The organism is Neptuniibacter sp. QD57_21, from assembly GCF_047778075.1.
Classification (GTDB): domain Bacteria; phylum Pseudomonadota; class Gammaproteobacteria; order Pseudomonadales; family Balneatricaceae; genus Neptuniibacter.
Window position 1 is genome coordinate 2282594 of the sequence record NZ_CP180549.1, and the last position, 13524, is coordinate 2296117.

The following is a 13524-nucleotide window of genomic DNA, read 5'->3' on the forward strand; positions in this document are numbered from 1 at the left end:
GAAAGAGTTATAGGAAAGAAATTTATGGATACCAATACACTACAAGCATTCTTGGCTGTAGCTGCTACAGGTTCATTTTCAAAGGCTGCCGACCAACTCTTTCTAACCCAATCAGCCATCAGCAAACGAGTGGCTTTATTAGAAGATCAATTGAACAGCAAACTGTTTGATAGGATTGGCCGCACAGTAACGATGACAGAAGCAGGCACCGCCCTATTACCTAGAGCTAAAGATATTTTGCTGCAATTGGATGATGCAAAAAGGCTGATTAGCAATCTAAACGCAGGCGAAATTATAGGTAATTTTAAACTTGCAGCTAGCCACCATATCAGCTTGCACAGACTCCCTCCTTTATTAAAACAGTATGCTGAAGCCTGTCCAAAAGTAGAGCTCGATCTTGAATTTGCCGAATCAGAAATCGCCTATGAGGGAGTGCTTAGAGGCGATCTAGAACTCGCCTTGATAACCTTATCCCCTGAGCCCGATCCATCCATTCATTCGGAAATCATCTGGGATGATGTACTTAGATATGTTGTAGCGAAAGATCACCCATTAGCAGATTGCGATCAAATCAACCTTGAACAGCTCACTCAGGTCAACGCCATTCTACCCGGCAGTAATACATTTACTCGGAGCCTAGTAGAGCAACTATTTAAACAGCACGCGCTCGAACTGAATGTAAGTATGTCGACAAACTACCTCGATACAATTCGCATGATGGTCAGTATTGGTCTCGGCTGGAGCCTTTTACCCGATAGTTTAGTAAATGATGATTTATGTGTCCTTGATGTAACCGATTCAGAACCCGTTCATCGAAATCTTGGGATTATCTACCACCGCAATCGCACCTTATCGAACGCCGCAAACTATTTAGTAGAAATGCTTAGGAATGAGCGATAAGCGGATGTAAGCGAAAGCCAGTTGTAATAAGATAGTTTTCATCGAGTAAAAATCGGAGAGTTGGCTGATGGAAAATAACGGCTTATCAATCGAAGCCTTGTTAGATGCCCAGAAAGAGTATTGGAAAAAAATCACTTCCAGTGCAGAGATGCCTCAACCACAGGAATGGGCGGAGCTTTTTAGTAAAAGCCAAGAAACGATCAAACAAGAAGCGCCTGAGCAATTTGCACAAATGCTCGACATCCTCGGTGCCCAATCTAAGAATTTTACTCAATACGGCGAAGAGCTTTTAAACCAGTACCGCAACGGTGGAGAACAACACCTCAACCAAGCGGTACATGAGTTTCAGAAGTACATGCAAAAACAAACCGCCGATGCACTTATGCAACAATGGCAGCTACCCGAACAGTTTGCCTCCCTATTTAAGACCCACAGCTTTCGCGACGACCTTCTCTTCGAGAACCCATTTTCCAGTGGTATGAAGAGCCTTTTGGAAACCCCTATCATTGGTACAAACCGCGAAACCCAGCAACAAATACGAGAAGCAACAAAGCTCACTATTGAGTACCAAGAAGCATTGCAAGAGTACGTTGAGCATTACAGCTCAATTAATCAGAATGCTTCAACTCAGATGCTTAACAAGCTGACTGAGGCTGGCGATAAGGTATCAACCCTGCAACAGCTTCATGACATCTGGGTAGAAGCCTATGAATCAGCATACGCAGATACAGTTTTCACCGACGATTACCAACGCTCACATGGCCGCATTAGTAATGCACTCATGCAGATGCGTAAGTTTGCACAGGATGTACGCGATGTACACTTTCAATCTGTCGGCTTAGCCACTCGAAAAGGACTAGATACAGCACTTCAACGCCAACACCAAATGCGCAAAGAGATGCGGAATAATCGCCGAGAAATGCTAGCAATGCAGCAGGAGATAGCGGCTTTAAAAGAACAAACTACTGCAGATCTAATCTCTGAACTTAAGAAAGAGATCTCAGCTCTCAAGAAAGAAGTCACCGCTTTGAAAAAACAAGCTAAAGGGACTAAATGATGAATGGCTTTAATCTTGACCCTAGCGTTGTCTCTCATGAACTTTTCGAATTTAATCGCAAGCTTCTCAAAAGCTACAATACGCTTTCGCAGCTAAAAGAAGTTGATGTCGACTCCACGCCTTACGACGTAATTTATACAGAAGATAAACTTCGTTTGCGCTACTACCAAAGCCAGGGTGAGAAGCGTTGCTCTACCCCATTATTGATCTGTTATGCACTGGTTAATCGCCCTTACATGATCGACCTTGAAGCCAAACGTTCAATGCTGCAGCGCCTTTTAGAACTGGGTTTAGATGTGTACCTAATCGACTGGGGCTATCCAGATGCTGCTGATCGATATCTAGATCTTGATGATTACATCAATGAATACCTCAATAACTGTGTAGCGGCTACATGCGAGCATGCAGGCTCCGATCAAACCAACCTTCTAGGCATCTGCCAAGGCGGTACATTCAGCCTTTGCTATACAGCTTTAAATCCAGAGAAGATCAAAAACTTGATCACTATGGTAACTCCGGTCGATTTTCAGACCGAAGATAACCTTCTCTATCATTTAGCAAAATATGTTGACGCTGATCTAGCCGTTGAAACCTATGGCAATATTCCAGGCAGCATGCTGAATGATTCCTATAATTCGTTAATGCCGATGCGTTTAGGCGTACAGAAAAACTTGGGTATGCCTAACCAGTTAGAAAATCGTGAAAGCGCCCTAAGCTTTTTACGAATGGAAAAGTGGATTTACGATAGCCCTGATCAAGCAGGCGAGGCCTTCCGCCAATTTATTACTCAGTTTTTTCAGCAAAACAAGTTGATAAAAGGTGAAGCGATGATCGGCGATAAACAAGTCAACCTAGGCAACATCAAGCAACCAGTCCTCAATGTATTTGGCAGCTTCGATCATTTAGTACCACCTAAAGCCTCTACAGCATTAGCTGAGCATGTAAAAACTAAAGATTACACAGAGCTAGAAGTAAAAGGCGGACACATTGGTGTTTTCGTTTCTGGCAAGTCACAAACCCAAGTAGCACCCGCTATCGTAGATTGGCTATCAGAACGGGACTAATCCCCCGTTCTCTCCTATTCCCTACCTTTTTTTGCCTGTATTAGTAATTTTCACCTCATTTAGCGTGATTTTTTTCTTTCTCAGAGTGAATTTGTCGACTAAAATCCGCGTCAAAATATAGTAGTCCTCACTTGGAGCTAACCACCTTGGCGACTAATGACAAAATTAAGCTACAGGGCTTTAACAATCTAACTAAAAGTTTAAGCTTCTGTATCTATGACGTCTGCTATGCACAAACACCTGAGCAAAAAGCGGAATACATCGAGTACATCGATGAACAATATAGTGCCGACCGTTTAACTGAAATTTTAAGCGAATGTTGTGACATTATTGGTGCAAATATATTAAATGTTGCACGACAAGATTATGACCCTCAAGGGGCTAGCGTTACGATTCTAGTCGCCGAAGAACCGATTAAAGATTCAGAATCCGTAGATACCACAGAAAAGCCAGGCCCTATGCCGGATTCGGTTGTAGCTCACTTAGATAAGAGTCATATCTGCGTGCACACTTATCCAGAAGCGCATCCAGATGATGGAATCTGTACTTTCCGTGCAGATATCGAAGTGTCGACTTGCGGCATTATCTCGCCTCTAAAAGCACTGAACTATCTGATTCACCGTCTGGAATCGGATATCGTGACGGTAGATTATCGTGTCCGTGGATTTACTCGAGACATTCATGGCATCAAGCACTATATCGACCATGATATTAACTCTATTCAGAATTTCTTCACGTCCGATATTCATGATCATTATCAGATGCTTGATGTGAATGTTTATCAGGAAAATATCTTTCACACTAAGATGATGTTGAAAGATGTAGATTTAAATACTTATCTCTTTGGTACTACAAAAGAGGAGCTTCCAGAAGCGGAAGTTCAACAGATCACCGAGCGGTTATCTAAAGAGATGAATGAAATTTTTTATGGCCGTAATATGCCAGATATGAAGTAAAGTCCCTGATATAAAAAAGGCCGCTTAGCGGCCTTTTTTATTACTGATCTTTTTTAGGATCTGATTCTGATGAATGCTGCTGATGCTCTGGGCCTTCACCCGGCTTGAACATTCCCCACATCTGCATATTTTGATCCGCGATGCGGTTCATCATAGTGAGCGGGTTCGCTGCGCCCATCATCGTCTGCATCTGATCTCGAATTCGATCCTGATGCTCAAGGAAAGAAGCAATACTCTGCTCAAGGTATTGACTCATCATACCCTGCATACTGTCACCATAAAAACGGATCAATTGTTGCAGTACCTGATTTGTCAATAAAGTGCCATGTCCTTGCGCTTCTTGCTCACTAATGATCTGCAATAGAATATTTCTTGTCAGATCATTTCCAGTTTTAGAATCTTCAACTTTAAAGGCTTCACCATTGAGTACCAATTGCTTTACATCATCTAACGTGACGTAACAGCTGCGCGAGGTATCGTACAAACGGCGATTTGTATATTTTCTTAGAATACGCAATGTACTTTTCTCTCTCGTATCATTCCCTTGGTTTAACTGATCACTTCACCTTGATCAGTCTTTTTTATTATCAGAGCTACCATAGCCCGAGGTCATAAGACCCATCATTATTTTTTGCAGTGCTTCCATAGAACCGAGGCCACTGTTTAGGTAAGGTTTGAACAACGTCAATGGATCATACCCTTCCGCACCAGCATCCATCTGTTCAGTGATCTTATCCATCATATCTTGCTGAAATTTCTGCACATCTGGTAAACCCAGAACTTTACGCAGTTCTTCCGGCGACATATCAATATCGATTTTGAACTTCACACCCCGACTCCTTAAGCAAGCAGAATAATACCCTAATCCTATAGTAAAACTTCGGCGGTGCAAAATTTTCAAATCAATACTTTTGCTGCGCTTTTCCACGAAAATAGTTTTTAATTGTCGGAAGTTAGAAACCTAAAGCCTCAGAGCAAATAAAAAATAAGTCAGATTTATCTTAAGCAAGGACACCACAAAACACTGACACTCCACTTAAACGTTATTGCTACAGTTTAGCAGCCCCCGTGGATAGCGGTCTTGAAAGGCTTTCTAGAGATAGGCCAATACTTACAGACAGCAAGACTAAAGATTGGTCAAAGGCTTGGACTCATTGTGTTTCCAAAATAATTTGCAATAAATCGTTTATATTGAGCACTCATGCACAGAGATACCTAAGCCTAAAGAATAATAAGGAGTCAGTGATATAAATCCCTTAACAAATTAGGAATTTTTCCTAATTGGCTATCCTTTATTATCAAAGTATCATTGTGCGCATAATCAGGGCGATTAATATACGCCCACAAAGCCTACCCGTGGATGTAAACAGGCTTTATCAATCTCTTATTACAAGGAATGTATTAGATGTCTCGTAGTCCTCTAAAGCTAATTAAAGATCTCGATAATTTTAAGTTTGTTTACTACTGGGCTTGTCCAGATCAAGGAAAAGTAAGCCCAAGCCTCCCTACTCTTCTCCATGCTGGAGAATGGATCATCGAACATAATTCTACTAGTTACAAAGGTAATGAAAGACGCAAATCCATGGTCGACAGGCGCAAAAAAAATACCGCTGCGACCACTGCTGAAATGGAACTGGTTTACTCTAGACGTTTGAACCCAGAAGGGCGTCGTGTAACCGACAAAGTGCCTGTAGTAGATCTTGATCTAACGCCTGAAAAGTTTAACGAAATGAAACAAGACATTCTAAACTAGCCCCATAAAAACAATTAAGAATCATTATCTTATAACTAGGCGAAGAAAATATTAAAACATTCATACCTTTGTAGGATTTTTTAAATAATTGCATTACCTTTCTATAGTACATAAGCACTTTTTGCCCGCTATAGAGTTGCTTTGAGACTACATGAGCATATAGTTATGTAGAATTTAAGGCTCCTTGCCTGAGATAACTCAAAGCATTTACTTTGGCCCAGCCATTGAGGTAGTTCGCATGCCATCATTTTTTCGACACGCGTCGATTGTTAATCAACTAGCCATTATTGTTTTATTAATTGTATTTGCCGTATTTACGGCTTTGTCTATGTTTGTCAATCACGAAGTAGACAAAGGCTTCATAAAAAATGTCGAGCATTCACTTGATCAACAAGTCGATCAATTAGCTAAAAACATCGACTTTTTTAATCAGACATTACAACTGCAAACAAATCAGATTGCCGATGTTTTTATCCAGATGTTTCCTGGTGATATGCTTATCGACGATCTAAATCAGGTTAAAGTTGGTAAATTTACAGTTCCGACACTTCTCCATGACTACGAAACAGTCACACAGAATTTTTCCAAACCTGATCAATTCACAAGTATGACAGGTGGTACCGCGACCATCTTTATGCGCGTAGAAGATGATTTTTTACGTGTTAGCACGTCCCTACGCAAAACAGACGGTAGCCGAGCTTTCGGTACAATGCTTGGTAAAAAGCACCCTGGTTATCAAAAGCTAATAAATGGCGAAGAATATAGTGGCCCAGCGCATCTATTTGGCCGTGACTACATGACCAAATATATTCCATTCAAAGATACTCAAGGTAAGGTCATCGGTATTCTATACGTAGGCTTTGATTACACTGAGCGACTAGCAGCCTTACAAAAAACAATCTCCGATCTAAAAATTGGTGAAACTGGTTTTGCTTACATCGTCAATCTGAAACAAGGCGCTCAATTTGGTCAGTTGCTTTTACACCCTTTCGCTAAAGGCAAAAATCTTACTGAGGTATCGGAAAGCGGCAACAACTTGCTTGATACAATTAGCAGCAACGACCACGGATTCACTCATATTCCCTTTACCCATGAGGATGGTGACATCAAAGACAAGTTGATTGCTTATTCTCAGGTTTCCAGCTTCAACTGGGCTATAGTTGCAGGAGCTGCAACTGAAGAATTTCTGACTGAAAGTGAGAAGCTTCGCCTTGAGATGATTGTTCTCTCTGTTCTTTGCGCGCTTCTAATTGCTGGGCTTTTATTCATTACATTGAGAATAAAATTACAGCCAATCGATACCATCTGTAATTATATGCAGGCTATTGGCCAAGGCGACTTAACTACTCATATTGATACCGATATGGGTGACAGTGATGAGACTCACAACGAGATACACAAATTAAGTCGAAGTGCCAAGAAGACAATTGCTGGTTTACGCAAAGTAACAGGCGAATTGAATACAACCATGAATACTATTCAAAACCATCTGGGTACAGTTTCGTCTGGTATTGATCGTTTGAATGTTGATATCAACCGCCAGCAACAAGAAACAGAGATGGTTGCAGCAGCAATTTCAGAGATGACCTCTACTTCTGAAGAAGTTGCTCGTAATGCCGCCGCCACAGCGGAACAAACACAGCGTGCAAACAACGAAGCAGATCATGGCGATAATCTAGTACAAGAAGTTGTTGAATCTATTCAGGGCATATCCTCTGAGGTTAATGAACTGACAAACATGATCGAACAGGTTGAAAATAACAGTAATGCCATTGGCACCGTTATGGATGTAATCCAAAACATTGCTGAACAAACCAACCTACTAGCGCTCAATGCCGCCATTGAAGCAGCACGCGCAGGTGAAGCAGGTCGAGGTTTCTCCGTTGTTGCTGATGAAGTTCGAAATCTAGCTCAACAAACAGCTTCATCAACAACAGAGATCAGAGAGATGATCGAGCGCCTACAAGGTAATACTCGAAGTGCTGTTGATCGTATGGAAAAAAGCAATAACAAAGTCCAGAACAGCGTCGATATGACCAGTCAAGCCGGCCAAGCACTAACTTCCATTACGGATTCTGTTGCGAATATCTCTGATGCTAGCGCTCAAATTGCCTCTGCGGCAGAAGAGCAAACTTCTGTGAGTGAAGACATTAGTCGTAACGTTGAAAGTATTAGTAGTATCGCTCAAGAGACAGCTAACTCTAGTCAGCAAATGAATTCAGCAATCAATGAATTAGGAAATGCAGGACAAGAACTGAAACGCGTAATCGCATTGTTCAAGGTTTAATTGCTTCGAATCAACAAAAAAGGGAGCTAAGATTAGCTCCCTTTTTTATTTTCACAATCAATCACTCCCAGCGCACTTCAGAAGTAAACATGTACCCCGCCCCATAAACTGTTTTGATAAACGCGGGCTGTTGAGGATCTTCTTCTATTTTTTTACGTAACCTCGACATTCTCACATCAATACTACGATCATAGGGAACACAGTTTTCGCCTAATAGCTGATCCCGCGAAAGTATTTGGAAGGGATGCTTTAACAACGCTAGCAACATATCACCCTCAGCCCGGCTTAAAGATTCAGCGGGCTTATGTGCATGCTTTAAACTCAACGAATCAGGTTGGTAGACCCATTGCCCAAAGCGAGCTTTGGTTGGCGTATCTATCACCAAGTTTTTCTTTTTACGAATACGACGCAGTAAACTCTGAACACGAGCTACAAGTTCTCTTGGCTCAAATGGCTTAGTGATATAGTCATCAGCACCAAACTCTAACCCTAAAATCCTATCAGTTAGCCCATCACGACCTGAAACAATGATAACCCCTACCTCATCTTCATCAAGCTTCTTAACTAACTCCATACCATCCATATCGGGCAGGTTAAGATCCACAATGCAGATATCTGGTTTCGCCCAGCCTATCTCAACAAGAGCCGCTTCACCGTTTGTGAAAGGTTTAGCTTGGTAACGAAAGCCCTGTAGGGTCGTGCAAATGAGTTGGCCTAGATCCTCTTCGTCTTCAATTACATAGATCAACGGGGTGCTGACATCTGTCATCATCTGCTCTCCTGATTATGTTCTTTTAGGCAAGGCACTATTTTTCTTTCTAAGGTTTCAGCATCGAAAGGTTTTTGAATCAAGCTATATTCAAACTCGAGCTTGGATGGCTGTTCACTGTAACCTGTCATAATTACAACAAATGCCCTAGGGAAAATCATATTCACTGCTGTCGCAACATCATAACCCGTCGCAGCTCCCGGCATCACAACATCACTTACAACACCAGCCAAATCCGATAAACCTGTCAGCATAGCTAAGGCCTCATCACCACTAGTCGCTTCAACTACGGAAAAGCCCATCGACCTTAATTGCCCACGAACCAACTGACGCACATCGGCATCGTCCTCAACTAATAAGATAAGAGAACTTTCAGTGATCTCCGCCCGATCGATTCCCTCAACTGTTTTTGTGGTTTGGGTTGCCTGCGGACTCTGTTGCTCCATCGCACCTAACAACAGATCAATTCTCGCGCCTACTTGACCATGATGGTAATGAGCGCGATTTTGAATTCTGAAATAACCCTTAGATTGTTTTACAAACCCGTAAACCATACTCAAACCTAAGCCTGATCCTGCACCGGTGCCTTTGGTAGTAAAAAATGGCTCACAAGCCTTATCTAAGGCTTCATCACTAAAACCTTCACCCGTATCTATCACGCTAAGTAATAAATACTCGCCTGAAACCACCTCTTCATCCCATGCTGCTTGCTGAACTTCTCTGCTATCTGAACTAACCGCGGATACCATTAAGCACAACTCCCCACCCTTAGGCATTGCATCAGCCGAATTAAGCGCTAAATTTACCAAGGCATCTTCCATTTGAGCGCTATCAACATAGACAGCAGGCAGGTTTGGTTTAATTTGAGTTCTTAGCTGAATATTTTCGGGCAGAGGCGCAGCCAATAGACCGACTAAATCGTTGATAAGCTGTTCAGGTTGCACATAGCTAGGCTTAAGCGGCTGACGTCGTGAGAACGCTAACAAACGTTTCGTCATATCCGCCCCTCTTCGAGTCGCTCTTACCGCTGGGGTGAGATGCTGTTGCAGATGCTTAGGTAGATCGTGTTTTCCTTGCAGCTCGAGAAGATTACCCAGAATGATCGTAAGTAGGTTATTGAAGTCATGAGCTAGACCACCCGACATCTGCCCAACCGCTTTCATCTTGCTCGCCTCAGCCATACGCTGTTCTACTTCACGCTCATGCGTAATATCGATAGAGAGAGTTAACATCCCTTCGACTTCTTTGCGTACGTTATAAAATGGCAGCACAGTACGACGAGTTAAAATATCTTTACCGTGATCATTAAGCCGATATTCGTACACCGGCGTCTCACCCTGCATCGCTTTGGCAATATACGGCTGCAGAGCCTGATTCATATCTTCGCCGACTACGTCTTCAAAAGTTTTACCAACAATCCCCTCTTTGGTTTGATCAAACATATCTCGGTACTGACGGTTTGCAAACACATAACGTAGTTGGTTATCGAGGTAAGCCACCTGAGCTGGTAGTGCATCTAGAATCAAACGCTGTCGAGTCTCGACTGCACGCAATTCGTCTTGCGTAGTTTGCAGGGAGTTAACTGCTTCTAATAAACGACTATTCGATTCTGATAACTCTTTGGTGCGTTCATTCACGCGGCTATTCAGGTTGTTAATATTTCCCCGTAAGCGATCGACCATGTAGTCGAATGATTCAGCCAAGATACCAAGCTCATCATTTCGAGAGATACCTGTTTTAGCAGATAGATCACCACGGCTGATTTTATACGCCGTCTGCGAAAGAGATTTAATGGGAGAAGTTAACCACTCGGCAAAGATAAATACCGCAACAATAGACGCCAACAGACCAAAAAAGCCCATTGCCATAATGCGCTGACTGATTTGTACCGAGCTTGCTTTTAAGTCGTCCAGATACACCGACGAGCTTATATACCAATCAAACCCTGATAAGTGTCTTACCAACGATAGCTTTTCGTATTCATAATGCCCTGGATCATCGGGTCTATCCCATTTGTAATACAGCTCTTTACCAGTATCTGACACTGCCATCAGATCTTGATAGATAGGCTGCCCTGTTACAGGATTTAACTGCGTTTTAAAGTTGATCCCATGAATATTTCGGTTGGGATGAAAGAGCATATTCCCTTGCGAATCAAAGACGTAAAGATAGCCATTCTGCGCAATTTTAATATCTTTAAGCGCTCGGTTTATCTCTGCTATCGCTCGCTCTTTTTGCGCAGCAACCTCGCGCTGAATATCGTCGATATAAACCCCAGCCCCCATCACAAAGCCCCATTCTGGGTAATGTTTTACATAGGAATATTTATCGATTGCTTCGGTTTCGTTAAGACGGTTCCATTTGTACTTATAAAAGCCAGTACCGTCGGTTAAAGCGAGAGAGAGAATCCCTGGAATAATCAGATTGCCATCAGCATCTTTTACATCTGACATATTTTGCTGATAGTAAGCATCATCCGGGTGAGAAATCAGGTTAGCGTCATAATCTGAGATCCAAATATAATCGCCATTACCAAATTGAAACTTGCGAAGGTCTGTAAATACCTTCTCCCATATTTCCGCGTCGCTTAAACCACTTTGCCTACCATCACGCAGCGCAAGATGAATATGGTTTTCGGCTATATCAAGAACAGAGCCCAAACGCTGTTCATGAGATTTAAGGGTGTTATCTACGTAACGTTCCGTCCCTGCATACATTCGATTAGCAAGATCATAAACAATGTTCAAAACCTGGCGGTTGGAATTCAATTCAAGATTGAAAACATTCTGTTTAATCAAAGGAACGGTAAAGAAATAAATTGCGGCAAAAATGCTACCGATTAGCGCTAATAGCATTAAGAACAAGCGAATAGTAATAGGTGAACGGCGATACATCGAATCTACTATCTCGTTGATGTTACAAACACAACTCTCCCCTCCATGAGAGATAACTGCTTCATACAACAGTATTTCTTTATATCGAATGTAACACAAACCGGAATTACAACGGCGACTTGTTACATTTCGTTAGATTACAAAAATAGTTAAGCAAACTTTCTCCATTAATCTGGATGCCACATAAAAACAAAAATCGAGAATCACCTATCTGAAGCGGTAGCAGAAAAGGTCATTCAAAGAAAAGAGTAGCGCCACGATGACTCAGCCTAATCAAGACTTCATTCTGGAAACTCGGGATCTGACCAAAGCCTTTAAAGGCTTTACTGCGGTTGATGATGTCAATCTAAAGATTCAACGAGGACACATTCACGCCCTTATCGGCCCTAATGGCGCTGGTAAGACCACCGTATTCAATTTACTGACCAAATTTTTGCAACCAACGAACGGTCAGATCTTGTTTAACAATGAAGATATCACCTCGATGCAATCTGCAGCGATAGCACGCAAAGGGGTTGTCCGTTCTTTTCAAATCTCTGCTGTTTTTCCGCACTTAACGGTTCTAGAAAACGTTCGTATTGCCCTGCAGCGCAAAGAAGGCAATAGCTTTCACTTTTGGCGTTCTGAAAAAATTCTCAACCATTTAAATGCGCGCGCTTTAGAGCTTCTCGAATCTGTAGGTTTAGAGAGTTTTGCCAACAGCGTTACCGTTGACCTGCCTTATGGCCGCAAGCGTGCTCTAGAGATCGCAACCACACTGGCCTTAGAGCCTGAATTGATGCTGCTTGATGAGCCGACACAAGGCATGGGGCACGAAGATGTCGATGTAGTGACCGACCTAATCAAAAAAGTCTCTGCCAACCGCACCATTTTGATGGTTGAACACAACTTACATGTGGTTTCCAAACTTGCAGATCGCATCACCGTGCTACAACGAGGCGCCATCTTAACCGAGGGTGATTACGACACTGTTTCCGCAGACCCACGTGTCCGTGAAGCTTATATGGGCACTGCAGCCGAAGAAGTTGAAGCTGAACAAGCAAAACAAGAAGCGGAGGCTGTGGTATGAATCAGGCCGTTAACTTACAGACCAAACACGAAGCTGTTCATGGTAATCAGCGCGAAAAGCTTCGTATTAATAATCTACACGCCTTTTATGGCGAGTCACATATTCTGCATGGCATCGACCTAACAGTAAACCAAGGTGAATTAGTAACCCTATTGGGCCGTAACGGTTCAGGTCGCTCTACCACCCTCAAAGCCATCATGAACATGGTCGGCAAACGTACCGGCAACATTGTGGTCAATGGCGAAGAAACTATGTCCCTGCCAGCACATAAGATTGCCCGTTTAGGCCTAGGTTTTTGCCCGGAAGAGCGCGGCATTTTCTCCAGCCTTAATGTTGAAGAAAACCTCATGCTGCCACCTCAAGTACGTTCTGACGGCATGAGTGTGGAAGAGATCTACGAAATATTCCCAAACCTTTACGAACGCAAAGCCAGTCAAGGCACACGTTTATCTGGTGGTGAGCAACAGATGCTTGCCCTAGGAAGAATTTTGCGTACTGGCGCAAACATCCTATTGCTGGATGAAATTACTGAGGGCCTCGCCCCCGTCATTGTGCAGAAACTGGGCGAGGTTCTTAGTCTCCTCAAAGAGAGAGGATTAACCATTCTGCTAGTCGAGCAAAACTTCCGCTTTGCAGCGCCTATTGCTGACCGCCACTACGTGATGGAGCACGGCCACATCGTTGAAGAAGTTCATGCTCATGAACTCGAAGCTAAAACAGATTTATTAAATACCTACCTCGGTGTTTAAGCCTTTAAAGAATAAAAACAACATAG

At 42.7% G+C, this 13524-nt stretch carries 12 protein-coding genes; 8 read left to right on the top strand and 4 right to left on the bottom strand.

The window, feature by feature from the left end; genetic code table 11:
• Positions 1–24: 24 nt before the first annotated feature.
• From ACMXYS_RS10155 to speD, 4 genes are all read left to right on the top strand, one after another.
• Positions 25–900, top strand: coding sequence for a LysR family transcriptional regulator (locus tag ACMXYS_RS10155; protein ID WP_415896430.1), 876 nt, complete (start codon positions 25–27; stop codon positions 898–900).
• A 67-nt stretch (positions 901–967) separates the two neighbouring features.
• Positions 968–1957, top strand: a complete 990-nt coding sequence (locus ACMXYS_RS10160) for a poly(R)-hydroxyalkanoic acid synthase subunit PhaE (RefSeq protein WP_415896431.1) — start codon at positions 968–970, stop codon at positions 1955–1957.
• Complete coding sequence (phaC, locus tag ACMXYS_RS10165) at positions 1954–3021, top strand: class III poly(R)-hydroxyalkanoic acid synthase subunit PhaC (RefSeq protein ID WP_415896432.1); 1068 nt, start codon at positions 1954–1956, stop codon at positions 3019–3021. The genes ACMXYS_RS10160 and phaC overlap by 4 nt, the downstream gene beginning before the upstream one ends.
• Positions 3022–3167: 146 nt before the next feature.
• Complete coding sequence (gene speD / locus ACMXYS_RS10170) at positions 3168–3977, top strand: adenosylmethionine decarboxylase (protein WP_415881592.1); 810 nt, start codon at positions 3168–3170, stop codon at positions 3975–3977.
• 40 nt (positions 3978–4017) lie between these two features.
• On the opposite strand, the gene phaR is transcribed toward speD, so the two are convergent.
• Both phaR and ACMXYS_RS10180 read right to left on the bottom strand, forming a co-directional pair.
• The gene (phaR, locus tag ACMXYS_RS10175; protein ID WP_415881593.1) at positions 4018–4494 is read right to left on the bottom strand and encodes a polyhydroxyalkanoate synthesis repressor PhaR; all 477 of its coding nucleotides are present in this window, start codon (positions 4492–4494) and stop codon (positions 4018–4020) included.
• Between the two features lie 54 nt (positions 4495–4548).
• Positions 4549–4806: a DUF6489 family protein gene (locus tag ACMXYS_RS10180; RefSeq protein WP_415881594.1), complete on the bottom strand. Its 258-nt coding sequence runs from the start codon at positions 4804–4806 to the stop codon at positions 4549–4551.
• 576 nt (positions 4807–5382) lie between these two features.
• On the opposite strand from ACMXYS_RS10180, the gene ACMXYS_RS10185 reads away from it, so the two are divergent.
• Together ACMXYS_RS10185 and ACMXYS_RS10190 are read left to right on the top strand one after the other, a co-directional pair.
• A complete protein-coding gene (locus ACMXYS_RS10185; protein WP_415881595.1) occupies positions 5383–5730 on the top strand; it encodes a hypothetical protein in 348 nt (115 codons plus the stop codon).
• Between the two features lie 238 nt (positions 5731–5968).
• Positions 5969–8017, top strand: a complete 2049-nt coding sequence (locus ACMXYS_RS10190) for a methyl-accepting chemotaxis protein (protein WP_415896433.1) — start codon at positions 5969–5971, stop codon at positions 8015–8017.
• A 61-nt stretch (positions 8018–8078) separates the two neighbouring features.
• Here the strand turns inward: ACMXYS_RS10190 and ACMXYS_RS10195 are convergent, their stop codons facing one another.
• Positions 8079–8789, bottom strand: coding sequence for a response regulator transcription factor (locus ACMXYS_RS10195; protein WP_415896434.1), 711 nt, complete (start codon positions 8787–8789; stop codon positions 8079–8081).
• Entirely contained in the window at positions 8786–11749 is a 2964-nt protein-coding gene (locus tag ACMXYS_RS10200; protein ID WP_415896435.1) for a cache domain-containing protein, read from the bottom strand. Before ACMXYS_RS10200 ends, ACMXYS_RS10195 begins: the two co-directional genes overlap by 4 nt.
• Before the next feature lie 190 nt (positions 11750–11939).
• Here ACMXYS_RS10200 and ACMXYS_RS10205 point away from each other — a divergent pair, with 190 nt between their 5' ends.
• Together ACMXYS_RS10205 and ACMXYS_RS10210 are read left to right on the top strand one after the other, a co-directional pair.
• Positions 11940–12749, top strand: coding sequence for an ABC transporter ATP-binding protein (locus ACMXYS_RS10205; RefSeq protein WP_415881599.1), 810 nt, complete (start codon positions 11940–11942; stop codon positions 12747–12749).
• Positions 12746–13498 carry an ABC transporter ATP-binding protein gene (locus ACMXYS_RS10210; protein ID WP_415881600.1) on the top strand — a complete coding sequence of 251 codons (753 nt, stop codon included), beginning with the start codon at positions 12746–12748 and terminating at the stop codon, positions 13496–13498. The genes ACMXYS_RS10205 and ACMXYS_RS10210 overlap by 4 nt, the downstream gene beginning before the upstream one ends.
• Positions 13499–13524: the final 26 nt, after the last annotated feature.

Excerpts from the sequence above, each read along its gene's own strand:
- ACMXYS_RS10155 (WP_415896430.1), top strand. The coding sequence starts at position 25 with ATGGATACCAATACACTACAAGCATTCTTGGCTGTAGCTGCTACAGGT.
- ACMXYS_RS10160 (WP_415896431.1), top strand. The coding sequence starts at position 968 with ATGGAAAATAACGGCTTATCAATCGAAGCCTTGTTAGATGCCCAGAAA.
- phaC (WP_415896432.1), top strand. The coding sequence starts at position 1,954 with ATGATGAATGGCTTTAATCTTGACCCTAGCGTTGTCTCTCATGAACTT.
- ACMXYS_RS10185 (WP_415881595.1), top strand. The coding sequence starts at position 5,383 with ATGTCTCGTAGTCCTCTAAAGCTAATTAAAGATCTCGATAATTTTAAG.
- ACMXYS_RS10190 (WP_415896433.1), top strand. The coding sequence starts at position 5,969 with ATGCCATCATTTTTTCGACACGCGTCGATTGTTAATCAACTAGCCATT.
- ACMXYS_RS10195 (WP_415896434.1), bottom strand. The coding sequence starts at position 8,789 with ATGATGACAGATGTCAGCACCCCGTTGATCTATGTAATTGAAGACGAA.
- ACMXYS_RS10205 (WP_415881599.1), top strand. The coding sequence starts at position 11,940 with ATGACTCAGCCTAATCAAGACTTCATTCTGGAAACTCGGGATCTGACC.
- ACMXYS_RS10210 (WP_415881600.1), top strand. The coding sequence starts at position 12,746 with ATGAATCAGGCCGTTAACTTACAGACCAAACACGAAGCTGTTCATGGT.